This is a genomic window from Rhodococcus sp. OK611 (assembly GCF_003050885.1).
Classification (GTDB): Bacteria; Actinomycetota; Actinomycetes; order Mycobacteriales; family Mycobacteriaceae; genus Rhodococcus_G; species Rhodococcus_G oryzae.
Window position 1 is genome coordinate 86,641 of sequence record NZ_QAOZ01000001.1, and the last position, 26,907, is coordinate 113,547.

Annotated in this window: 1 protein-coding gene; it reads right to left on the minus strand. The window is 69.4% G+C overall.

Annotated features, from left to right (window positions below; all coding sequences use genetic code 11):
- Nucleotides 1-23: 23 nt before the first annotated feature.
- Entirely contained in the window at nucleotides 24-26,891 is a 26,868-nt protein-coding gene (locus C8K38_RS00315) for a non-ribosomal peptide synthetase (protein ID WP_097209715.1), read from the minus strand.
- Between the last annotated feature and the right edge of the window lie 16 nt (nucleotides 26,892-26,907).

The window sequence follows — 26,907 nt, forward strand, 5'->3', positions numbered from 1 at the left end:
GGCGACCCGGCGACCGTGACCGATCAATGTGAGGAGAGGTACTTCTCGAGCGCGGGACCGACCACGGCCAACGACTCGGGTTCGATCATCTGGTTGTGGCCGCAGTCCACTTGGACCTCGCGGATTCCGCCGGTGACCGCCGGACGCCACTCCTCGGGGGAATGTTCTCCGTTCCCGGAACCGCCTGCCGCGCTGAAGAAGAGCAGGTCGCCGTCGAAGACCGCGGGACGGAATCGGTCCATGATCTGCGCCGAATTGGTGAAGCCGGCGCTGATCCGCTCGAGATGCGCGGCGGTGAGGCCGGTGCGCTGTCCGAGGGACTCGTCGAGCAGCTCGACCGCCCGCGCGTAGGTCAGCTCCTCGCCGTCGGGGGTGCGGAGGTCGAGCCCGAGGCCCTGCAACAGCTCCTCGACTGTCAGCACCTGCGGGATCCCGTCGGCGGTGACATAGCTGTCCATGATGGCGAGCGTCGCCACCTCGTCGCCGTCCCGCCGAAGCTCCACGGCCATGGCGTGCGCGATCACGCCGCCGAGGGACCAGCCGAGCAGGTGGTACGGGCCGTGGCCCTGGACCGCGCGCATCTCCTGCACGTACCGGTGCGCCAGCTGCTCGATCGACTCGAAGCGCGGCCCCCCGCTGATGAGCGGCAGCTGCAGGCCGAACGCGGGGCGGTCCTGGGCGAGGTGCTGGACCAGCCCGGCGTAACCCCAACTCAGACCGATGCCGGGGTGCACGCAGAACAGGGCGGGCTTGGTACCGCTCGGCCGCAGCGGGATCACCACCTGCAGAGCCTCATCGGCGGCCGACTGCGCCGACTCCTCGTCGAGGCGGTGCGCGAGCCCGGCCGGGGTCGGATCGAGGAAGATCGACTGCAGTTGGATCCGGTCCCCGAACCGCGCGCGGAGCTCGGTGACGACCCGGGTGGCCACGATCGAGGTGCCTCCGAGGTCGAAGAAGCTGTCGTCGACACCGACGCGTTCGACGCCGAGCACCTCGGCGTAGGCCTCGGTGATCGCCAGTTCGCTCGGTGTGACCGGCGCGCGGTATTCGTCGGCGCGAGCACCGAACTCGGGTGTCGGCAATGCCTTTCGATCGAGCTTGCCGACGGGCGTCATCGGTATCGTGTCGAGGACCACGACGGCCGACGGCACCATGTGGGCGGGCAGGCGGCCCGAGGCGAAGGACCTGACCTGGGCGGGCACCAGCGTGCGACCCTCGACCGGGTGCACGTAAGACGCCAGCAGTGTGTCCCCGGACGGCCCGGTCTGACCGATGGTGGCCGAGAACGCGATGTCGGGGTGGTGCGTCAGCACGGTGTCGATCTCGCCGAGTTCGATGCGGAAGCCGTGCACCTTCACCTGGAAGTCGCTGCGGCCGATGTACTCGATGGTGTGATCTCCGGTGCGGGGGTCGCGTTGCCAGCGGACGATGTCCCCGGTGCGGTACATCCGCTGCCCCGGATCACCGAACGGGCTCGCCACGAAGCGTTCGGAGGTCAACCCGATCCGGTTGTGATAACCGCGGGCCAGCCCGAGACCGAGGATGTACATCTCGCCGGGCACCCCGACCGGGACCGGCTGCAGGTGGGCGTCGAGCACGACCTCGCCGAAACCGATGGCCGGGTTGCCGATGTTGACCGGCACCCCACTCTCCATCGGGTCGCTGACGCTGGCTTGGATGGTGGTCTCGGTCGGCCCGTAGCCGTTGAACATCCGGCGCCCCCGCGCCCAGACGTCCACCAAGTCCGGCGGGCACGCCTCCCCGGCGACCGCGAGGACCTCCAGCTCCGACAGATCCCGGTCCTCCATCGACGCCAGGGCGGTCGGGGTGATGAAGGCGTGGGTGACGTGCTCGCGCCGGAGCAGGTCCTCGAGATCGGGGCCGCCGTACACGGTGGGCGGCACGATCACCACGCCCGCGGACGTGCCGAACGCCATCATCAGCTCGAACACGGAGGCGTCGAAGCTCGGGGACGCCAGGTGCGAGACCCTCGACCGCTCGGTGACGCCGAACCGGCTGTTCTCCTCCGCGGTCAGGTTCGCGATGCCCTGATGCGTGACGATGACGCCCTTGGGCAGACCGGTGGATCCGGAGGTGTAGATCAGGTAGGCCGGGTGGGCGAGGTGCAGGGGGACGATCCGGTCCGCATCGATGACCGGGGCCGGCGACGACGCGGACATGGACGCGAGGAAGTCGGGGGCGTCCATCACGAGCCACGGAATCGTGTCGGGGAGCTGCCCGCGCCGCGATGCGACGGTCAGCCCGACGACGGCGCGGGAATCCACCAGCATGTACTCGATTCGTTCCGGCGGATAGGTCGGATCCACGGGTACGAACGCGGCGCCTGCCTTCGCCACCGCCCAGATCGACACGATCTCCTCGATCGAGCGGGGCAGGCCGAGCGCGACGAAGGTCTCCGGGCCGACCCCGGACCCTCGCAGCACCCGGGCCAACCGGTTCGACCGCTCGTCGAGCTCACGATAGGTCAGGTGCTCATCCTCGAAGGACAACGCGAGCGACTCGGGTGCCGCGGCCGCGGCGGCGGACAGGATGTCCGGCCACAGCTGCGGCGCACCACCCTCGGGTCCGAGCGCCGGTGCCATATCGGACATCTCGACCTCGCCGAGGATGCCGATGTTGCCGATCGCCCGGTGCGGGTCGGCGGTCACCGCATCGAGAACCCGGACGAAACGATCCGCGAAGGCGTGCACGGACTCGGGGTCGAACAGGTCTGTCGCGTAGTCGATACCGCCACGAACACCCGCGGGCGTGCCGTCCGCCGCGACGTTCTCGGCGAGGATCAGCTCCAGGTCCTCCTTCGCCACCCGGATGTCGAGGTCGACGCCGTCGACCTCGAGGCCCGGAAGTGCCAGGTGCGGCCGTTCGGTGTTCTGGAACTCCAGCGCGACCTGGAAGAGGGGCTGGTAGGACGTGGATCGGGCCGGGTTCAGCGCCTCGACGATCCGCTCGAACGGGAGGTCGGCGTGTGCGAACGCCGCGAGGTCCGTCTCACGGGCCGATTCGAGCAGCTCGAGGAAGTCGGCGTCGGGGTCGACGTGGGTGCGCAGCACGAGGGTGTTGACGAACATGCCGATCATCTCGTCGAGTTCGGCCTCGCCCCTGCCGGCGATCGGGGTACCGATGGCGACGTCGTCGGTGTCGCCGAGCCGGGCCAGTAGGACCGCGAGTGCCGCGTGCATCACCATGAAGACGGTCGAGTTGTTCGCCCGCGCCAGGTCGCCGATGCGGGCGTGCAGCCCGGCGTCGATCGCGAACTCGATGCGGTCGCCGCGGAAGGTCTGCTGCAGCGGACGCGGGCGGTCGGTCGGCAGCGCGATCACGTCCGGCAGGTCCGCGAGGTTCTGGTTCCAGTACTCGAGTTGCGCGGTGATGAGTGACCCCGGATCGTCCTCGGCGCCGAGCATCCGGTGCTGCCAAAGGGTGTAGTCGGCGTACTGCACCGGCAGCGGGTCCCATCCCGGGGCCGAGCCGTTGACCCGGGCGTTGTAGGCGACCATCACGTCCCTGGCGAGCGGACCGAGGGAGGAACCATCGGCGCAGATGTGGTGCACCACGATGGTCAGAACGTGTTCGAGCTCGCCCAGCCGGAGCAACGCGGCCCGCACCGGTACCGCGGCGGTGACGTCGAAGCCTGCGCCCGCGAGTTCGATGATGCGCGAGTTCAGTTCGGCGTCGGTGACGGAGATCGTCGTCAGTGCGGGCAGGACCTGGTCGGTGGGCACCACGAGTTGTGTGGGCTCGCCGTCGTGGACGGGGAACATCGTGCGCAGCGACTCGTGTCGGTCGAGCACGTCCCGGATCGCGGCGCCGAGCGCCTCGGTGTCGAGGCGACCGGACAGCTTGACCGCCAGCGGGATGTTGTATGCGGGCGAGGCGGTGTCGAACTGGTTCAGGAACCACATCCGCTTCTGGGCCAGTGACACCGGGATCACCGGCGGGCGCTCGATCGCGGTGAGCGGAGGCCGCGCATCGGTGCCGGTGCGCTCGGGCGCGAGCAGGGCGGCCAGCGCGGTGATCGTCGGCGACTCGAAGAGTGCACGGACGCCGATCTTGGCACCGAGCGCGGTCCCGAGTCGTGCCGTGACGCGGGTGGCGATGAGCGAGTTCCCGCCGAGGTCGAAGAAGCTGTCGTCGAGGCCGATCCGATCGACACCGAGGACCGCGGCGAACACCTCGGCGATGGTGCGTTCGAGCGGTGTGCTCGGTTCGCGGTACTCGGTGGCGGTGCCGAGGAACTCGGGCTCCGGCAGCGCCGACCGATCGAGCTTGCCGACATGGGTCAGTGGGATCTCGTCGATCAGGACGATGCTCGACGGCACCATGTGGGACGGCAGCCGGCCCGCCAGGTGATCGCTCAACGCCGGTACCCGCACCGGTACGTCCGCCATCGGCACCACGTAGCTGGCCAGCACGGTGTCGCCGGACGGACCAGGCACGCCGACGGTCACCGCGAAGCTCACTCCTGGGTACGCCATGATCTCGGAGTCGATCTCGCCGAGCTCGATCCGGAAGCCGCGCACCTTCAGCTGGAAATCGCTGCGCCCGATGTACTCGACCGTGCGTTCGCCGGACCCGGGTTCCACCCGCCAGCGGACGATGTCCCCGGTGCGGTACATCCGATCTCCCGGTTGCCCGTACGGATTCGCCACGAAGCGGTCCGCGGTCAGCGCGCCCCTCCGGTGGTATCCGCGCGCCAGTCCGACACCCGCGATGTACAACTCGCCGGGGACGCCGGCGGGAACCGGCCGCAGGTACCCGTCCAGTACGACCTCGGACACCCCGCGGATCGGGCCGCCGAGCGTGATGGGCTCCCCCACCGTCATCGGGTCGCTGATGTTGGCCATGATCGTGGTCTCGGTCGGGCCGTACGCGTTGGTCAGCTTGCGTCCCGGCGCCCACCGCGTGACCAGCTCCGGCGGGCAGGCCTCACCGCCGAAGGCCACGTGCTGGAATTCGACGAGTCCCCCCGGGTCCACCGTCGCCAGCGCGGCGGTCGTCACGAAGGCATGGGTGACCCCCTCGACCTTGATCAGGTGCGCGAGTTCGGCTCCGCCGTACACGGACTGCGGTGCGATCACCATCGTCGAACCCAGCCCGAACGCCTGCAGGTATTCGAAGACGGCGCCGTCGAAGCTCGGCGTCGAGAAGTGCAGGGTCCGCGACATCGGCGTCGTGTTGAACCGTTCGCGCTGGTCGGTGGCGAAGTTCTCCAGGCCGACGTGGGTGATCACCACGCCCTTGGGTGTTCCGGTCGAACCCGAGGTGTAGACGACATAGACGGCGTTGTTCATGCCGATCGGCGAGACCCGGTCCGCGTCGACCACCCGACGGGTGGACTGGGCCGCCCGTTCGGCGGTGCAGTCGGGCCCGTCGAGGAGCAGCCACGGCACGGAGTCGGGCAGCCGCGCGCGATCCGCGGTCATGGCGAGTCCGAGGGTCGCGCCGGAGTCGGTGAGCATGTGCTCGATCCGGTCCTGCGGGTAGTTGGGGTCGACGGGCACGAACGCCGCGCCGGTCTTGGCCACCGCCCACACCGCGAGCACCGATTCGATGGATCGAGGGATGCCAAGAGCAACATAGGTTTCCGGACCCGCGCCCCTCGCGATCAGCAGGCGCGCCAACTGCGTCGAACGCATGTCGAGCTCGAGATAGCTGACGTGGCGTCCCTCGTGGACCAGCGCGGTGGCCTCCGGACTCGCGGCCGCCGCGTCCTCGAACAACTCCGGGAGCGTCCTGGCCGAGACACCCGGCCTGCCGTGCACGGGGACAAGGGCGACGCGCTCGTCCGCCGACAGCAGGTCCATCCGCGCGAGCTGGAGGTCGGGGTGGGTGGCCATCGCGACCAGTACCCGCCGTACCCGGGCCGCGATGGACTCCACGGCGGCGACGTCGAAGGCCGTGGCGAGGTACTCGAGCTTCAGGTGCAGGTTCTCCTCACCGGAGGCGACGATGGCCAGCGGGTAATGAGCCGAATCCCGTCCGTCGAAGCCCGCGATGCGCATGCCCGCGATGTCGGTCTGTTCGGTCAGGCCGGCGCGATCGATCGGGTATGACTCGAACACGGTGAGGGTGTCGAACGCGGCGGCGGGTGCGGCGACCTTCTGGATGTCCGCCAGCCCGAGGTAGTGGTGGTCGAGCAGCGCGACCTGCTCGTGCTGGACCCGGTCGAGCAATCCGCCGAGGCTCTCGTACGGATCGAGGATGACCCGGACAGGAAGGGTGTTGATGAACAGGCCGACCATCGACTCGATGCCGGCGATCCCCGGCGGCCTGCCCGAGACGGTGCTGCCGAACACCACGTCGTCGCGGCCGGTCAGCGCGCCGAGCACGATTCCCCATGCGGCCTGGAGCATCGTGTTGAGGGTGAGGCCGCGCTCGCCCGCCAACAGTCGCAGCAGGCTGGTCTCCGCTTCGGACAGCGTCAGCCCGAACTCCTGGCTGCCCGAATGCGGACGACCGTCGTTCGCGGGCGCCAGCACGGTCGGTTCCTCGACGTCCGAGAGTGCCTGCCGCCACGCCTCTGTCGACTGACCGATGTCACGCCGGGACATCCAGACCAGGTAGTCGCGGTAGGGGTGCACGGGCGGAAGTGCCGAGGCGTCCCCGTCGGTCGCGTACAGGGTCAGCAGGTCCCGGATGACGATCGGTGTCGACCAGCCGTCGATCAGGATGTGGTGGTTCGTCAGCGTCAACCGGTACTCGTCCTCGTCGAACTTCACGAGCATCAGGCGCAGGAGCGGCGCGGACGACATGTCGAACCTCGCTGCCCGGTCGGCCGCCACGACCGCGGCATGGGCGTCCTCGCGGTCCTCGGATGCCGTCTCGGCGAGATCGATCTCACGCCACGGCAGCTCGACGTGATCCGCGATGACCTGGACGGCGACACCGCCCTGTTCGGCGACGAACGCCGCCCGCAGGTTCGGGTGCCGATCGAGCAGTGCCTGACCGGCCCTGCGGATGCGGTCCGGGTCGACCGTGCCCCGCAGGGTGATGGTGAGTTGGACGAGATACGGATCGACCGACGCGTCCGACATCTGCGCGTGGAAGAGCAGGCCGGACTGCAACGGGGACAGCGACCAGACGTCGGCGAGGCCGGGGAACCGGCCCTCGAGTCGCTCGATGGTGTCCTGCTCGAGATCCACCAGGGCGAGGTCCGACGGTGTGAGCCCGCCCGCGGTCGGCGCCGCGGCGTGCCGGGCCAGCGCGGTCAGCGCCTCGGCCCACAGGTCCGCCAGCTCGCGGACCTCGAGGGCGCGCAGGACCCGCGTCGGGAACGACCAGGTTGCGCGCAGCCGCGGCCCGTCCGGGGATCCGAGGGTCAGCGCGTTGATGTCCAGGACCGACGCGACCGGCATCTGCTTGCTCGGGGCGTCGTCGAGGCCGGTGTCGGTGACCGGGGTCCAGCCGGTGCCGGGGTCCAGCGTCCCGGCTCCGTCCGTCATCCGGCCGAGGTAGTTGAAGCTGATCTGCGGCGCAGGCAGTTCGCGCAATTCGTTCCGGTGTTCGCTCAGGTATCGGAGCATCCCGAAGCCGATGCCGTGATCGGGTATCGAGAGCAACCGTTCCTTCACGACCTTGACCGCGGTGCCCGCGTCCGGCCCGCCCGCGAAGGCGTCGTCGAGATCGATGTCGGACAGATCGAGCCGGACCGGGAAGATCGTGGTGAACCAGCCCACTGTCCGCGACAGATCGGCGCCCGCGATCACGTGATCCTCGCGGCCGTGGCCCTCCAGATTGACCACCGTCGCCGACACCTCTTCGCCGCGGGCGGAGCGCCACCGGGACACGGCCATCGCAAGCGCCGTGAGCAGGCTGTCGTTGACGCTGCCGTGGAATACCTCCGGAAGCCGCGTCAGCAGCGACTCCGTGACCTCGCTCGGGAGTTCGACGGTGATCTTCTGCACGGTCTCGTTGGTGTCGACCGCCGGATCCAGTGCACGCGAACCGATCACCGGATCCGGACCGGCCAGCATCCGCCGCCACAGGTCCATCTCCCCGGACCTGGTCGCGCTCGCCTCGGCCAGGGCGTGCGTCCAGCGGCGCATCGAGGTCCCCACCGGGGCCAGGACGGGATCCTGACCCGCGCGGATCTGTGCCCACGCCGACGCCAGGTCCGGCACCAGCACGCGCCACGACACCCCGTCGATCACCGCGTGATGCACGACCATCAGCAGTCGGCCCGGGGCATCGGGTTCGCCGCAGTCCGAGGGATCGAACCAGACCACCTGCAGCATCGTGCCTGTCCACGGGTCGAGTCGGTCCGCCGCCGCGTCGAGTTCGGCCGCCGCGATCGCGGAGAACTCGGGGCCCTCCACACCTGCGACCGCGACCCTACGCAGTACCGACGCGGCGGGCACCGACCCCTGTTCGGCGACCGTCATCGCCGGTTCGCGGTCGGGATCGCGCTGGATCAGCCTGGACCGCAACATGTCGTGGTGGTCGAGCACTGCCTGCAGCGTGCGCTCGACGGTGTCCGCGTCCGCCCCTGGCGGCAGCGTGAGCAGTGCCGTCTGGGTGTAGCGGTTGATGTCCCCAGCGGCCCCGGCCCGATCGGTCAGCCAGTGCATGATCGGGGTCAACGGCAGCTCGCCGACGCCCCCGCCCGCGAGCTCGTCGAGCACGATCGCGTCCCCGACCTCGGCCGATTCGGCCACGACGGCGAGCGCGGCGACCGTCTTGTGTTCGAAGACCTCCCGCGGCGAGATCGCGACACCGGCAGCCTTGGCCCGGGACACGAGCTGGATCGACATGATGGAGTCGCCGCCGAGCGCGAAGAACGAATCCTCCACGCCCACCGAATCCAGACCGAGCACCTCGGCGTACAGGGTCGCCAACACGGTCTCGGTCTCGGTGCTCGGCGCGCGGCCGGCATGGACCCGCGTCGCGAAATCCGGTTCCGGCAGTGCCTTTCTGTCCAGTTTGCCGTTCGCGGTCAGCGGGAGTTCGTCGATGACCAGCACCGCCGCGGGCACCATGTGCGAGGCGAGTTGAGTGCCCGCGAACTCGAGCACCTCGTTCTCGTCCGGGCGTAACCCCGGCTCCGGGACCACGTAGGCGATCAACCGGTTGCCCCGCGGGTCCTCGCTCACGAGGGACACGGCCTGCGCGACGCCAGGGAACCGCAGCAGGACCGCCTCGATCTCGCCCAGCTCGATCCGGAACCCGCGGACCTTCACCTGGAAGTCGCTGCGGCCCAGGTACTCCAGTTGACCATCCCGATTCCAGCGGGCCACATCACCGGTTCGGTACATCCGTGCACCGGCGGCACCCATGGGATCCGCGACGAACCGCGCGGAGGTCAGCGCCGCCCGGCCGAGGTAGCCACGCGAGACCTGATCTCCCGCGACGTACATCTCCCCCGTCACCCCTGGCGGGACCGGATGCAGTCGTTGATCGAGCACCGACACCCGCAAACCGGGGATCGCCCGGCCGATGACGGACGCGGACGCCTCGGCGGCGTAGGCGCGGTCGAGTGGGAGGTGACTGACGTGCACGGTGGTCTCGGTGATGCCGTACATGTTGACCAGCGCAGGCGCAGTCTCGCCATGCCTGGCGTACCAGCGGCCGAGCTGACCGAGATCGAGCGCCTCACCACCGAAGATCACGTAACGCAGGGCCAAAGCCGGTGAGTCACCCGTGGCCAGCCGGTCGGCCTCGGCCAGCTGGTAGAACGCGGTCGGCGTCTGATTGAGCACCGTCACCCGCTCGCGCCGCAAGAGTTCGAGGAACATCTCCGGCGAGCGGGCGGTGTAGTAGTCGACGACCACCAGGGTGCCGCCGTACAGGAGTGGGCCCCACAGCTCCCAGACCGAGAAGTCGAATGCGTAGGAGTGGAACATCGTCCACACATCGGACTCGTCGAACCCGAACTTCTCTTCGGTGTTCGCGAAGAGGGTGAGCACGTTGCGGTGCGAGACGACGACGCCCTTCGGCTGCCCGGTCGACCCGGAGGTGTAGATCACGTAGGCGGTGTCCGCCGGGTCGAGCGGGGCCAGCCGATCGGTGTCGGTGACGGGCGCGCCCGATTCCGTGGCGAGTCGGGTGGTCAACTCGTCCGAATCCAGCACCACGACGGGCACGTCGGTGTCAGGCAGGCGTTCGAGGTCGGCACCGGTGGAGATCATGCAGATCGGATCCGCGTCCTCGAGCATGAAGATCAGCCGGTCGGCCGGGTACGTCACGTCGACGGGCAGATAGCCGGCACCGGACTTGACGACGGCCAGCAGCGCCACGATCAGGTCGTTGGTGCGCGGCAGCGCGACCGCGACGAGGGATTCGGGTCCGGCGCCCCTGCCGATCAGGACCCGGGCGAGCCGGTTGGCCCGGTCGTCGAGTTGCGCGTAGGTCAGGGTTTCACCGTCGCAGGACACGGCGACCGCTGCCGGCTGCCGGGCGACCGTGCTCGCGAACCGGTCCACCAGGGTGCCCGTCGGTGCAGGCACGCCCGCGACGTTCCAGAGCGAGGCCATCGCGTCGCGCTCGGCCGGGTCGGTGATCTCGATGTCCCCGACCGCGCGGTCGGGATCCGTGGTGACCGATTCGAGGAGGTCGCACAGTCGCCGGGCGAAGCCGTGCACGGTGCCTGGGTCGAACAGATCGTCGGCGTAGGTGAACATCGCCGAGATCCCGGCCGGGCGCCCGTCCTCCCCGTACCGCTCGGCGAGTGTCAGCTGCAGGTCGAACTTGGCGACGGCCAGGTCGGGATCGATTCCGTCCGCGGTCAGTCCGGGCAGCTCCAGGTGGGGCGGCTCGTTGTTCTGGAACTCGAGCAGTACCTGGAACAACGGCGAGTGTGCGGTGGACCGTTCGGGGGCGAGTGCCTCGACGAGTCGCTCGAACGGCAGGTCCGCATGCGCGAACGCGGCGACGTCCACCTCGCGCACGTTGTCGAGGAGCTCCCCGAACGATGCCCGTGGATCCACCTCGTTGCGCAGCACCAGGGTGTTGACGAACATGCCGACCAGATCGTCGAGCGCCGCCTCGCCGCGTCCCGCGATCGGGGTGCCGACGGCGACGTCGGTGGTTCCGGAGAGCTTCGCGAGCAGCAGCGACAGCGCGGCGTGGCCGGCCATGAACATCGTCGAGTTGTGTTGCCGTGCCAGGTCGACGAGGGCGCGGTGCACCCTTGGCGGCACGGTGAAGTCGAATCGTTCGCCGTGGAAGCTCTGGTAGACCGGCCGCGGTCGGTCGGTGGGCAGCGCGATCACCTCCGGCAACCCCGAGAGGACTTCCGTCCAGTGGTCGAGCTGGCGCGCGAGCAGGGACTCGGGATCGTCCTCGGAGCCGAGGACGCGGTGTTGCCACAGCGCGTAGTCGGCGTATTGGACCGGCAGCGGGGACCACGGTGCCATGGCACCAGACACCCGCGCGGTGTAGGCGGCCATCACGTCCCGGGCCAGCGGGGACATCGAGAAACCGTCGGCGCTGATGTGGTGGACGACGAGCACCAGCACGTGCTCGTCTGAGCCGATGCGCAGCAGGGCCGCGCGCACGGGCACCGCGTCGGTGACATCGAATCCGCCCGAGATCAGGTCGGAGATGCGCTGCGGCAGTTCGGACTCGGTGGTGTCGATCGCGGTGAGGTCCGGTACCGCGGCTGCCGCGGGCACGATCACCTGGGTGGGCTGACCGTCGACCATGGGGAACAGGGTGCGCAGCGATTCGTGCCGGTCGACGACGTCGGCGACGGCGCTGCGCAGCGCGTCGGTGTCGAGGTGCCCGGTCAGGCGTACGGCGAGCGGGATGTTGTACGCGGCGGACTCGGTGTCGAACTGGTTGAGGAACCACATCCGCTGCTGCGCCAACGACAGCGGCAGTCGTTCGGGCCGGTCGGTCGCCTCGAGCGACGGGCGCCGGTGCTCACCGTCGGACAGTGCGACACGCTGTGCGAGGGTGCCTGCGGTGGGCGCCTCGAACAGGGCGCGGACGCTGAGGTCGACCTCGAGTGCGGACGACAGCCGCGCGGTGACGCGGGTCGCGCTCAGCGAGTTGCCGCCGAGGTCGAAGAAGCTGTCGTCGAGGCCGACGCGGTCGAGGCCGAGGACGGCGGCGAAGACATCGGTGATGGTGCGTTCGAGGGCAGTGGTCGGCGCCCGGAACTCGGTGGTGGCGGCGAACTCCGGCGCGGGCAACGCGGCGCGGTCCAGCTTGCCGACGGGGGTCAGCGGGATGTCGTCGAGGATCATCACGCTCGAGGGCACCATGTGCGAGGGCAGCCGGGTCGAGAGGAACTCGCGGACCTCGGCCGGCTCGATCCGGTGTCCGGCTGCCGGCAGCACGTACGAGGCCAGGACGGCGTTGCTCGCCGATCCGTGCCCGATGGTCACGGAGAAGTCGATGCCCTCGTGCTCGCCGAGGGCGCTGTCGATGTCGCCGAGCTCGATGCGGAACCCGCGGACCTTCACCTGGAAGTCGCTGCGTCCGATGTACTCGATCACGAGTCGGCCGGATTCCGGGGAGCGCCGCCACCGAACGACGTCGCCGGTGCGGTACATCCGTTCGCCGGGGCCGCCGAACGGATTCGCCACGAATCGACCGGCGGTGAGGCCGGTGCGACGGTGATAGCCGAGCGCCACGTTGTGCCCTGCGATGTACAGCTCGCCGGGCACCCCGATCGGGACGGGACGCAGGAAGGCGTCCAGCAGGATCTCCTGGATCCCGCGCAGCGGTCCGCCGATGGTGACCGGTTCGTCCACCGACACCGGATCGCTGAAGTTCGTCACGATCGTGCCCTCGGTGGGGCCGTACGCGTTCCACAGTCGGCGCCCTGGAGCCCAGCGCGGCACCAGCTCCGGTGGCGCGGCCTCGCCGCCGAACAGGACATCCTGGAAGTCGTCGAGACCGGCGGGGTCCATCCCCGAGAGCGCCGAGCTGATGATGAAGCCGTGGGTCACCCGTTCCTGCTTGAGCAGCCGGGCCAGTTCGATCCCGCCGTACACCGTGGGCGGCACGATCACCAGCGTCGCTCCCGCGCCCGCGGCGAGCAGGTACTCGAAGACCGACGCGTCGAAGCTGGGACTGGCGAAATGCAGGGTGCGTGATGCCGAGTTCGGGGCGAACAGATCGTGCTGCACGGCGACGAGCTTCTCGAACGACCGGTGCGAGACCACCACGCCCTTCGGGAGCCCCGTCGAGCCGGACGTGTAGATCACGTACGCGATGTCGTCGACCCGCAGGGGGCGCGGGCGGTCGGCGTCGGTGACCGCGGCCGCCGACCTGCCGTCGAACTCGGCCGAGGCCTCCGGATCGTCGATGACCGACCATGCTGCGGTCCCGGGTAGGCGGTCGCGGTACTCGGCGACGGTCAGTCCGAAGGTCGCGCCCGAGTCGGAGAGCATGTGCTCGATCCGATCGGACGGGTAGTTCGGGTCCACCGGGACGAAGGTTGCTCCCGTCTTGGTGATCGCCCAGACCGACATGACCGATTCGATGGAACGCCTGATCGCGAGGGCGACAACCGAACCCGGCCCGAGGCCCCGCGCGAGCAGACTCCTGGCGATCTGATTCGACCGCTCGTCGAGCTCGCGATAGGACATCTCGCGGCGGGCCATCGTCAGCGCCACCGCGGTGGGGTCGATCCCCGCTCCGTCCGTGAACAGCTCGGGCAGCGTCCGCGCGCTCACGATCGCGCCGCCGTCGACCGGGAGCAGTTCGATTTCCTCCTCGGGCGAGAGCAGCCGCAGCCGGGACAGTGGAAGGTCCGGGGTGTCGGCGAAGGCGTCCAGCACCCGCGCGGTGCGCGCGGCGATGGTCTCCGCGTCCGCGCGCTCGAACAGATCCGGGAAGTACTCGACCTTGAGCCGCAACTGCTCCTCCGCGGAGGCGACCAGGGCCAGCGGATAGTGGGCGGCATCGTTGATCTCGGGGATCCCGAGCACGCGCAGCCCGGCGATGTCGACGTCGGCGGTCAGCGCCGCCCGGTCGAACGGGTACGACTCGAAGACGGTCAACGTGTCGAAGGTGGCCGCGGGCCCCGCCGCGTCCTGGATGTCGCTGAGTCCGAGGTAGTGGTGATCGAGCAGGGCGGTCTGCTCGTCCTGGATTCGGTTCAGCAGCTCGCCGAGGTTCTCGAACGGGTCGAGGGTGATCCGGACGGGCAGCGTGTTGATGAACAGGCCGATCATCGACTCGATGCCGGGGATCTGCGGGGGTCGCCCGGAGACGGTGCTGCCGAAGACCACGTCGTCGCGGCCGGTCAGCTCGGCGATGATGATGCCCCACGCGGCACGGATGAGCGTGTTCAGGGTCAGACCGCGCTCGCGGGCCACGGCCCGCAGGCGCTGCGTCCGTTCGACCCCCATCTCGACGAGAACCGAGAGCGCGCTGTCCCACTGCAGCCTGGCGCGGTCCAGCGGTGCGACGAGCGTGGGTTCATCGACTCCGGCGAGGGCCTGCATCCACACGTCCATCGACTTCTCGGAGTCGCGCTGGGACAACCACTTCAGGTAGTCCCGGTAGGCGTTGGCCCGCGGCAGCGCCGTCGCGTCGCCGTCGGTCGCGTACAGGGCCAGCAATTCCCGCAGCATCAGCGGCGCAGACCAGCCGTCGAGCAGGATGTGATGGTTCGTCATCACCAGTCGGTGGGTGTCCGGGCCGGTCCGGATGAGCAGGAATCGCAGCAGCGGCGGCGATTCCATGTCGAATCCGTGGTGCCTGTCCTCGTCCAGGACGCGTGCGACCTCGGCCTCACGATCCCCGTCGTCGAGCGTCGTCAGGTCGAGCTCGGTCCACGGCAGCTGCACGTGCCGGTGCTGCACCTGCACGGTCACACCGTCGATGTCGGCGATGAAGGACGTGCGCAGGTTCGGGTGCCGGTCGATCAGGGCCTGGCCCGCCCGCCAGATTCGCTCGGGGTCCGCGCCCCGAACATCCAGCGCGAGTTGCACGGTGTACTGATCGACCGACTGCTCGGCAAGCAGCGCGTGGAAGAGCAGTCCGGTCTGCAGCGGCGACAGCGACCAGATGTCGGCGAGGTCGGGGTAGCGGTCCTCGAGCCGTTCGATGGTGCCCTGCTCGAGGTCCACCAGGTCGAGGTCCGACGGGGTGAGCCCGCCCGCGGTTGGGGTGGCGGCGTGCCGCGTCAGCGCGGTCAGCGCCTCGGCCCACAGGTCCGCGAGGTCGATCGCCTCCGCGGCGGTGAGGACCTCGCCGGGGAATGCCCAGGTGGACCGCAGGCGAGGGCCGTCGGGGGTCTCGGTGGTGACCGCGTTGATGTCCAGGACCGCTGACGGTGGCATGTCGACGGTGCCGACCAGGTCCAGATCGGTGTCCGCGACCGGGCTCCACCCGATGCTCGGCCCGTCGTCGGTGCCGCCCGCGGTCAGGCGTCCGAGGTAGTTGAAGCTGATCTGTGGCGTCGGCAGCTCTCCCAGTTCGAGCGCATGCTCGCTCAGGTACCGCAGCATGCCGAAGCCGATGCCGTGGTCGGGGACCGCGAGCAGTTGTTCCTTGACAGCCTTCACCGCGGCACCGGCGTCGCGGCCGCCTGCGAAGGCGTCGTCGAGATCGATGTCGGACAGCTCGAGCCGCATGGGGAAGACCGTGGTGAACCAGCCCACGGTGCGTGACAGGTCGGCGCCGGGGACCACCTGATCCTCGCGGCCGTGCCCTTCGAGGTTGACCACCGTCGCGGTCGCATGCACTCCGCGGTCGCGACGCCACCGGGACACGGCCATCGCCAGCGCGGTGAGCAGTCCGTCGTTGACGCTGCCGTGGAATGCCTCGGGAATCCGGGTGAGTACCGCGTCCGTGACCTCGGTCGACAGTTCGACGTTGATCTTCTGCACGGTCTGGTTCGTGTCGACCGCGGGATCCAGTGCGCGCGAACCGATCACCGGGTCGGTCCCGGACAGCATCTCGCGCCAGCGGACCAGCTCGTCGGTCCTGTTCTCGCTTTCCTGTACGAGGGCGTGCGCCCAGCGCCGCATCGAGGTTCCCACTGGGTCCAGCTCCGGATCCTGGCCCGCGCGGATCTGCGCCCATGCCGACGCCAGGTCCGGCACCAACACGCGCCACGACACCCCGTCGATCACGGCGTGGTGGACCACCATCAGGATTCGGCCGACGCCCGCGCCGGAATCGAGCCACACGACCTGCATCATGACGCCCGCGGCCGGGTCCAGTCGCTGCTCGGCCGCCTCGAACTGCGCGACCACCTCGGCGTCGAATTCGGGATCCTCGGGTGTCGCGGCCACCTCGATCCGGCGGATGAGGTCGGCGGCGTCGACCGACCCCGGCTCGGCCACCTCCATCCTCGCGTCCGCACGCGTGTCCGGACCGGCTGCCCGGTTCGTGTGCAACCTGGCCCGCAACATGTCGTGTCGATCGAGCACGGTCTGGAGCACGCGGCCGAGTTCCCCTGTGTCGGTGAGGTCCTCGGGGGCGACGAGCAGAGCGGACTGGGTGAGCCGGCCGAAGTTGCCGCCGCGTTCGAGCAGCCAGGCCACGATCGGGGTCAGGGGCATCTCGCCGACGCCGCCGCCTGCCAGTTCCTCGAGGGTGACGGCCGCCGAGGTCTCGCCGAGCCCTGCGACCAGGGCCAGCTTCGAGACAGTCTTGGCTTCGAACACGTCTCGCGGGGTCAGCACCACACCGGCGGCCTTGGCTCGCGACACGAGCTGGATCGACATGATGCTGTCGCCGCCGAGCGCGAAGAACGAGTCGTCCACGCCCACCGCATCCAGACCGAGCACGTCGGCGAACAACGTCGCCAGGACGGCCTCGAGTTCGGAGTCCGGCGCCCGGCCGGGCGTGGCAAGGGCACCGAAGTCCGGCTTCGGCAACGCCTTCCGATCGAGCTTGCCGACCGGGGTGAGCGGCAGGCCGTCGAGCACGATCAGCGCGACGGGCACCATGTAGGGCGCCAGGATGCCGCTGACGAACGAGAGGATCGAGGCCTCGTCGAGTTCCACCCCCGGCTCGGGGACCACGTAGCCGACCAGCCGGCCGGGGCCGGAGCCGTTCGAGTGCGCGGTCGCGACCGCGCTGGAGACGCCCTCGTAGCTGGCCAGCGCCGCCTCGATCTCGCCGAGCTCGATCCGGAACCCGCGGATCTTGACCTGGAAGTCGGTGCGGCCCAGGTACTCGAGGTCGCCCACCGGCACGGTCCCGTCGACCCCCGTCGTGTCGCCGACGGCGCGAACCCACCGGACCAGGTCCCCGGTCCGGTACATCCGCTCCCCCGGTCCGCCGAACGGGTTGGCCACGAACCGGTCGGAGGTGGTGCCCGCGCGATTGCGGTAGCCGTGCGCGAGCGAGGGCCCGCTGATGTACAGCTCGCCCGGGACCCCGAGCGGCACCGCTCGCAGCCTCGAATCGAGGACCAGCAGGCCGCAGCCCCGGATCGGCCGCCCGATGACCACGGGGTCGCCGGGGCTCATCGGCGGGCTCACGGTCGCCACGACCGTCGCCTCGGTCGGGCCGTAGCCGTTGAACATCCGCCTCCTGGCCGTGACCCACTTACCGACGAGGTCCGGTGGGCAGGTGTCGGCGCCGGTCACCACGCACTCCAGGTCGTCCAGCTGGTGCGGATCCACCGATTCCAGTGCGGCGGGGGTGACGAAGGCGTGTGAGACCCGATCGCTGCGGAGCAGGTCGGCGAGTTCGGTTCCGCCGTAGACGCCCGGTCGGGCGATGACCATCGTCGCGCCCGCGCCGAACGCCATCACCAACTCGAGGACCGATGCGTCGAAACTGGGCGAGGCGAGATGCAGCGTTCGCGACGGCGGGGTGATGGTGAACCGGTCTCGCATCGAGGCCGCGAGATTGGCCAGCCCTCGGTGCGGGACGACGACACCCTTCGGCGTGCCGGTGGACCCCGATGTGTAGATCACGTACGCCGGGTGGTCGAGGGTCAGCGGGGCGATCCGGTCGGCATCGGTCACCGCTGCGGCCGCTGCGGCGGCCAGTCCCGCCTGCATGTCCGGCGCATCGAGTTCGAGGTATCGGGCGAGCGTGGGTAGCCGCCGGCCGTATTCGGTGACCGTGAGGCACACGGTCGCGCCGGAGTCGGCGAGCATGTGCTCGATCCGTTCCGCCGGATAGTCCGGGTCGACGGGGACAAAGGCGGCACCCGTCTTCGCCACGGCCCACACCGACAGCACCGACTCGACCGACCTGGGTATCGCGATCGCCACCACGGAGCCCGGACCGACACCCTCCGCGATCAGGATGCGGGCCAGCCGGTTCGCCCGCTCGTCGATCTCGCGGTAGGTCAGCTCGTGATCCTCGGTGACCAGTGCGAGCGAGTCGGGCGCGAGCGCGAGCGGGGCGGCGAGGATCTCGGGAAGGGTGCGCGCGGGCACGGACTCCGGACCGCGTGCGGGAGCCAGCGCGCTGAGTTCGGCGGCATCGAGCAGATCGATGTCTCCGATCGCGACGGTGGGATCGGCGGTGACCGCGGCGAGGATCGCCACCAGTCGCCGACCGAACCCGGCGACGGTGGCGGGGTCGAAAAGGTCGGTCGCGTAAGTGAACCCGGCGGAGATGCCCGCGGGTGCCCCTGTCTCGTCGAACTCCTCGGTGCAGGTGAGCTGGAGGTCGAAGTTGGAGATCTCGGTGCCCAGATCGATGCCCTCGACCGTCAGACCCGGCAGCTCCAGCCGCGCCCGGTCGTTGTTACGGAACTCGAACACCACCTGGAAAAGCGGGGTGTAGGAGGTCGAACGCTCCAGAGACAGGGCGTCGACCAGACGCTCGAACGGGAGGTCCGCGTGATGGAAGGCACGCAGGTCCGTCTCGCGGGTCCGCGCCAGCAGGTCGGCGAAGCTGGTGTCGCTCCCCACCCTGCTCCGCAGTACCAGGGTGTTGACGAACATGCCGACCATGTCGTCGAGGGCGGCCTCGCCGCGGCCCGCGATGGGGGTACCGATGGGCACGTCGTCGGTGTCGCACGAGCGCGCGAGCAACACCGCGAGTGCCGCATGCACGGCCATGAACACGCTGGAACTGTGTTCGCGGGCCAGCCGCACCAACTGCTGGTGAACCTGCTGGTCGACGGCGAATTCCTGCACGGCGCCGCGCATCGACGGGACCTGTGGCCGCGGGCGATCGGTCGGCAGCGCCAGCAGCTCCGGCATGCCGTCGAGCTCCTGTCGCCAGTGGTCGAGCTGAATCGAGAGCAGGCTGCCCGGATCCGTGAAGTCACCGAGAACCCGGTGCTGCCACAGTGTGAAGTCGGCGTACTGGACGGGAAGCGGCGCCCACTGCGGGCCGTGCCCGTCGGAGCGGGCGGTGTACGCGACCATCAGGTCCCGCGCGAGGGGGGCAAGCGAGAATCCGTCCGCGCAGATGTGGTGCACGACGAGGGAAAGCACGTGCTCATCGGGGCCGGTGCGGAACAACCCTGCGCGCAACGGAACCGCGGCCGTCACATCGAAACCGGAGCCTGCCAGCGCGGCGATCCGGGTGTCGAGCTCCGCCGCGAGCACCTCCTCGGTGGGAAGATCCGGCAAAGCCTCGGAGGTCGACACGATGACCTGGGTCGGTTCGCCGTCCACGGACGGGAAGAGTGTGCGCAGCGATTCGTGCCGCTCGAGTACGTCCGTCACGGCCGCCCGCAACGCGTCCTCGTCGAGCCGTCCGGTCAGCCGCACCGCCATCGCCACGTTGTAGGCAGGCGAATCGGTGTCGAACTGGTTGATGAACCACATTCGCTTCTGGGCCAGCGAAACCGGCACCGGGGCGGGGCGTGCCCCCGCGACCAGTTCGGGCCTGCCGCTCTCGTGGGAGGCCTGGGATTCGATGCGGGCCGCCATGCCCGCCACCGTGAGGGAGTCGAAGACCTCACGCACCCCGAGCTGCGACCCGAGCGCCGAGTTGGCGCGCGCGACGAGCCTGGTGGCGATCAGCGAATTCCCACCCAGATCGAAGAAGTTGTCGAGCACCCCAATCCGCGGCCTGCCGAGGAGGTCCGCGGTGATCGTCGCGAGGATCTCCTCGATCGGGTTGCGCGGTGCCAGGTATTCCGCGCCGGAGACCAGGAAATCGGGTGCGGGCAGGGCCTTTCGATCGAGCTTGCCGGTCGCGCCGAGCGGGAACTCGTCGAGCACCATGATCTGCGCGGGCACCATGTAGCCGGGCAGTATCTTCCCCAGGGACTCCCGCAGTTCGGTCGTGTCCACCTCGGAGCCGGTTTCCGCGATCACGTAGCCGACCAGGCTCTCCCCGGTGATGGGGCTCTCGTGCACGACAACCACGGCCTGCGCCACCGCGGGGTCGACGAACATGGCCGACTCGACCTCGCCGAGTTCGATTCGCAGCCCGCGGAGTTTGACCTGGAAATCGGATCGACCGATGTACTCCAGCGATCCGACGGCCTCCCAGTTGCGCCGCCACCGGACCACATCACCGGTCCGGTACATCCTCTCGCCGGGGGCGCCGAAGGGACTGGGCACGAATCGGTCCGCGGTGAGCCCGCTGCGGCCCACATAGCCGCGGGCCAGCTGGCTACCGACGAGGTAGAGCTCGCCGGGGATCCCGAGCGGAACCGGGTGCAGACGCGAGTCGAGGACGTACACGCCGGTGTTCCACACCGGTGCGCCGATCGGCACGGTGACACGGTCGTATTCGCTGCACTCCCACGAGGTCACGTCGACCGCGGCCTCCGTGGGGCCGTAGAGATTGTGCAGGTCCGCACCGTTGAACCGGCGGAAGGCATCGGCGGTGGCGGGCGGCAGCGCCTCGCCGCTGCAGAACACCCGGCGCAGCGAGCCGCACCGCGCGGGGTCGGCCTCCGAGGTGAATGCGGCCAGCATCGAGGGCACGAAGTGCATGGTGGTGACCTGCTCGGCCTCGACGATGCGAGAGAGATAGCCGGGGTCACGATGTCCGTCGGGTGCCGCGACGACCAGCCTGGCGCCGGTCTGCAACGGCCAGAAGAACTCCCACACGGACACGTCGAACGTCGCCGGGGTCTTCTGCAGGACCGCATCGGTCGGATCCAGACCGTACGTCTCCTGCATCCAGATCAGGCGGTTGACGATGGCCCGGTGGGAGACCGCGACACCCTTCGGCCGGCCGGTGGAGCCGGAGGTGTAGATGACGTAGGCGGTGTTGTCGGGTCGCAGCGGTGCGGTCCGGTCGGCGTCGGTGATCGGAGCAGTCGAGTGCCTGGACAGGTCCATCGAATCGATCTGCAGTATCTCGACGGTGCTGCGCAGTTCGGCCTGGTCGGCCGTGGTGCTGAGCACGCACACGGGTGCGGAGCTGTCGAGCACGTACTCGGTTCGGGCCGCGGGGTGGTCGGGGTCGAGCGGAACGTACGCACCGCCTGCCTTGACGATCGCGTGGATGCCGATCACGAGCTCGGTGGAGCGCCGGATGGCAACGGCCACGCGCGATTCGGGCCCGACACCCCGGGAGATCAGCTCCCTGGCCAGCTGGTTGACCCGCGCGTCGAACTCCGCGTAGGTGAGTTGTTCGGAGTCGACCACGAGGGCGACCGCATCCGGCGTGCGCGCCGCCTGGTCGTCGAGGAGCCCGACGAGCGTGGTGTCGGGGACCAGGGCGGCGGTGTTGTTCCATCCCTCCAGCACCCGCTCCCGCTCGTCGGCACCGAGCAATGCGATGTCGCCGACCGTAGCGTCGGCGTCGGCGGTCACCGCCTCGAGGATGCGGACGAACCGCTCGGCCAGCCCGGACATCGAGGCGGGGTCGAACAGGTCACGGGCATAGGAGAACTGGGCGGTGATCGGCCCTGGTTCGCGCTGACCGTCGCGATCGGGTGAGTCCGCGTCCTCCCAGTTCTCGGTGAGGATCACCTGGAGGTCGAACTTCGCGGTCTGGGTGTCCACATCGCTGACCCGCACGTCGAGGCCGGGCAGTTCGAGTTCGGTGCCCTCGAGCCCCTGCAGGACGAGCATCACCTGGAACAGCGGCGAATGCGCGGCGGAGCGATTGGGGTGCAGCGCCTCCACCAGTAGTTCGTACGGGAGGTCGGTGTGTCCGAAGGCCTCGAGGTCGGTGGTGCGGGTCTGGGTGAGCAGGTCCGAGAAGGTGCCGCCGCCGTCCACCTGCGTGCGAAGCACGAGGGTGTTGACGAACATGCCGACCACGTCGTCGAGCGCCGCCTCGCCGCGACCGCCGACCGGGGTGCCGATCGAGATATCGGTCGAATCGCTCGCCCTCGCCAGTAGCACCGCGAGCGCCGCGTGCAAGACCATGAACAGGCTGGCGTTCCGCGCTCCCGCGATCTCGAGCAGCCCGCGATGCAGGTGCGCCGGAATGGTGAAGTCGACGACGCCACCGCGAACGGTCGGCTGAGCGGGCCGAGGTCGATCTGTGGGCAGTTCGAGCAGCTCCGGTGCGCCGTCGAGTGCGTGTGTCCAGAAGTCGAGCTGCCGAGAGAGCCGGCTCTCCGGATCGCGTTCGGAGCCGAGGATCTCGCGCTGCCACACCGCGAAGTCCGAGTACTGGACCTCGAGTGGCGCCCACTCCGGTGCCCGGCCCGCCGTACGGGCGACGTATGCAGTCATGACGTCGCGCGCGAGCGGCGGCATCGACAGTCCGTCCGCCGCGATGTGGTGGGCCACGATGACAAGGACGTGCTCGGTGGGGCCGGTGCTGAGCAGCCTGATCCGGACCGGGAGGTCCTCGGCGACGTCGAATCCCGCCGTCGCGATCAGCTTCAGGCGCTCGTCGAGCTCGGCCTCGCCGGTGGCGGTCACCTCGAGATCGGGGATTGCCCTCTCGGCGGGGAGCACCACCTGGACCGGGCCGTTCTCGCTGTTCGGGAATACGGTGCGCAGCGATTCGTGACGGGTGAGGACATCGACGAGCCCCATCCGGAGCGCGGCCACGTCCAGCTCGCCCGACAGGGACACGGCGATCGGGATGTTGTAGGCGGCCGAGGAGGTGTCGAGTTGATTGACGATCCACATCCGTTGCTGGGCCAGCGATACCGGCACCGGACCGGTCCGCGGTACCGCCCGCAGGACGGGTCCCGGCGCCGTGCGCACGCCGCCGGCTCCGATTCGCTCCGCGAGGCTCGCGACGGTCGGTGCCTCGAACAGGTCGAGCACCCCGATCTCGGTGCCGAGGGCGGCGTTGATCCGGGTCACCACCTTGGTGGCGACCAGTGAGTTGCCACCGAGATCGAAGAAGCTGTCGTCGACGCCGATTCGCTCGCGCTGCAGCACGCCCGCGAGGACCGCCGCGATCGCCTCCTCGGTCTCGCCCCTCGGCGCACGGTATCCGGCGACGCTCCCGTCGAAACGAGGCGCGGGCAGCGCCTTTCGGTCCACCTTGCCCGCCGGGGTCAAGGGCACCTCGTCGAGGACGGTGATGCTGGCGGGCACCATGTGCGCAGGCAGCGCGGCCGCGGCCTGGGCGAGGACTCCGGGTTCGTCGACCTCTTGTCCCGGTTCGGGCACGAGGTAGCTCACCAGCACGGTGTCGCCCGAGGGGCCCGGGTGGCCGGTGGTCAGCGCGAAACCGACGCTCGGGTGCGAGCGCAGCACCGCGTCGATCTCCCCGAGCTCGATCCGGTAGCCCCTGATCTTGATCTGGAAGTCGGTGCGCCCCAGATACTCGAGGGAGATCCCGCCGCCGGTATCCGTCCACCGCACCAGGTCACCGGTGCGGTACATCGGTGCCCCGGAGCGCGAGTGCGGGTTCGCGACGAATCGCTCGGCGGTGGTCGTCGGTCGCCGGTGGTAGCCCCTGGCCACCCCGGGACCGCAGATGTACAGCTCGCCGGGTACACCGACCGGGACCGGGTTCAGGCGGGAGTCGAGCACCATCAAGCCGAAGCCGACGAAGGGGCGGCCGATGCCGACCCGCTCTCCGGGTGACAGCAGCCCGCTGGCGCTCGCGATGATGGTGGCCTCGGTCGGGCCGTACCCGTTCAACAGCGTCCGGCCCCGGCCCCACTGTTCGACGAGTGCCGGTGGACAGACGTCTCCCCCGGTGAGGATGCACTCGATGTGGTCGAGTCCTGCCGGATCGACCGATGCGAGTACGGCCGGGATGACGAACGCGTGCGTGACCCGCTCGCGGCTGAGCAACTCGGCCAGTTCGGCACCGCCGTACAGAGTGGACGGGGCGATGACCATCGTCGCACCGGCACAGACGGTCATGAACAGCTCCATGATCGACGCGTCGAAACTGGGCGAGCTGAAGTGCAGGGTCCGCGATTCGGGCGTGACGGCGAACCGCTCGCGAGCATCGGCGGCCAGGTTCGCCAGGGCCCGGTGGGTGACGACGACACCCTTGGGCAGGCCGGTCGACCCGGACGTGTAGATCAGGTATGCCGCATGGTCGATCCGCAGTGGGCCGGTGCGGTCCGCATCGGCGATCGGCGCCGTCGACTGCTCGGACCACAGGCGACCCAGTTCGGGGTCGTGCAGATCCAGCCACGGGGTGGTGTCGGACCGTTCGCCGTCGCCTGCGGCGAGTCCGAGGACCGCGCCGGAATCGGTGAGCATGTGCGCGATGCGGTCCTGCGGATAGTTGGGGTCGATCGGCACGAAGGCCGCGCCGGTCTTGGTGACCGCCCACAGCGCGAGCACCGAGTCGATCGATCTGGCGATCGACAGCGCGACAACGGATTCCGGGCCGACCCCGCGATCGATCAGCAGACGTGCCAGCTGGGTGGACCGATCGTCGAGTTCGCGATACGTCAGGCTGGTGCCCTCGAACCTCATGGCGTCGTTGCCGGGTGTGATCGCGGCGGCAGCGGAGAGGAGGTCGGGCAGTGGCCGTGGCGGGACTCCTGGCGCGCCCAGGACGGGTGTGAGCGAATCGAACTCGGCCGGTCCGAGGAGTCTGATATCGCCGACCGGCAGATCGGGGTCGGCGGTGGCGCTCTGCAGGATCCGGTCGATCCGGTCCGCGAACTCGGTGATGGTGGTGCGGTCGTACAGGTCTGTCTGGAAGAGGATGCGGCCCGCGATCCCGGCCGGTTCCCCGGCGTGGGTGGTCAGTTCGGTGAAGACGAGGCGGACGTCGACCTCTCCCGTCCCGATCCGCAGGCTGTCCGGGCCGGATTCGGGGTCGCCCTTGTTCCCGAATTCGAACAGGACCCGGAAGGGCGGTTCAATCGGTCCACCCGCAGCGGCGACCAGTTCCTCGACGACCTTCTCGTACGGAAGATCGGAGTGTCGCAGCGCCATCCGGTCCGAATCGCGGACGGCGGCGAGCTGGTCGGTGAACGTGGAGGCCCCCGAGACCGTATTTCGCAACACCACCGGGTTGTCCGGGTCGGTGGTGTCGGGTGGCTCGGTCGCCTGCCTGCGGTTGACCACGGTGCCGAGGGCGACGTCGTCGGTGTCCGCGAGCCGGCCGAGCAATACGGCGAGCGCGGTGTGCATCACCGCGAAGACGCTCGAGTCCGACCGCCAGGCCAGGTCGGCCATCCGGCGGTGGATGCGTCGGTCGATCTCGAGGTCGACGTGCCCCGTCGGTCCCGACTGCCGTACGGGCCGAGGACGATCGAGGGGAACCGACGCGGCCGTTGGCAGGTGGGCGAGTGCGCGGGTCCAATAGTCGCGGTCCTCGTTGATCCTGCGTTGGCGGACGCCCGCCTCCGCGCTGGTCGCGTGGATGTCGCCGAGCCGGGTGCTCGGTGTGGCGGCCAGGAACTCCTCGAGCAGCTCGACGAACTGGGCGTGGTGCGTCCGCAGCTCGTCGTCGTCGTATCGGTTCGGGTTGCCACGGAAGTCGACGAGGGTGCGCTCGTCGGCACCGCTCTTGTAGATGTTGACCAGCAGGTCTTCAACGGGTCCGGAGGTGACGATGTGATAGCCGCCGACGATGGGACCGAGGGTGACCACCTGGTTGAAGAGCATGACGTTGACCATCGGGCCCGCGAGCCCACGCGAGGAGCCGGTCAGCCCGGCATCGCGGCGGATGTCCTCGACGCTGCACCGCTGATGCCGGAGTGCCCCCATGAGCTCGAGCTGGACCCGCCCGACGAGCTCGGTCACGGTGTCGGTTTCGTCCACCGTGATGTGCAGCGGCGCGACGGTGGCGAGCATGCCCCCGGATCGCTGCAACTGTGCCGTCGTCCGGCCGGACACGGGCAGGTTGATCAGGAGGTCGCGCTCGCCCGTCATCCGCCCGAGGTAGCAGCCGAAGGCCGCGATGATCACCGCGGCCGAGGTCGCTCCGACCCGGTGGTCAGAGTCCTCGAGTGCGGACAGGCCCGCATCCGACAGGCGAGCACTCACCAGCGAGACACGCGCGGTCGCGGCTGCCTCCCGTTGCGCCAGCGTGGAACCCGACTCGATGCCGACGATGTGTTCCGCCCAGTAGTTGCGGTCCGCGGTGAATCGGTCGGAACTGCGGTACTTCTGATCCAGGTCGTAGAGGTCGCGCACGGGCAGGGCGCGATTCGGTGGCGGCTCGGTGCCGTTGACCGCCGCCGTGTAGTGCGCCGCGATCCTGTTGATCAGCGTCGCGCCGCCGTAACCGTCGAGGACCACATGGTGAATTCGCGCGTACCACAAGTAATCTCGGTCGCCGACCTGGAGGACGGAGGTATCGATGAGTCGGTCACGGGCCAGGTCGACCGGCGTCGTGTACTCCCCCTCGATCCACGCGTGGGCGGCGGCGGTCGGATCGGGTTCCCCACGGAAGTCGATATATCCGGTGGAGGTGTCGCAGTTCGGGTCGATCACCTGATAGGGCTCGCCGTCGACGTCCACCATCTTCAGCATCGGGGATTCGAATTCGAGCGCGGTGGCATCGACCGACCGGCGGAGCAGTTCGAGGTCCAGGTCGCCGTGCAGTTCGATGTAGTGCGCGATGAACTCCGGGACGGTGGGGCTGAGTTGCTGTGCGAACCACATACTCCGTTGGACTGCCGACAGCGGAAATGCCGTGTACTGCCCGTAAGGGTCTTGGGCTGGCCCCTGCGAAGGTGTAGTCGTCATCGCACTCCCCAAGCGA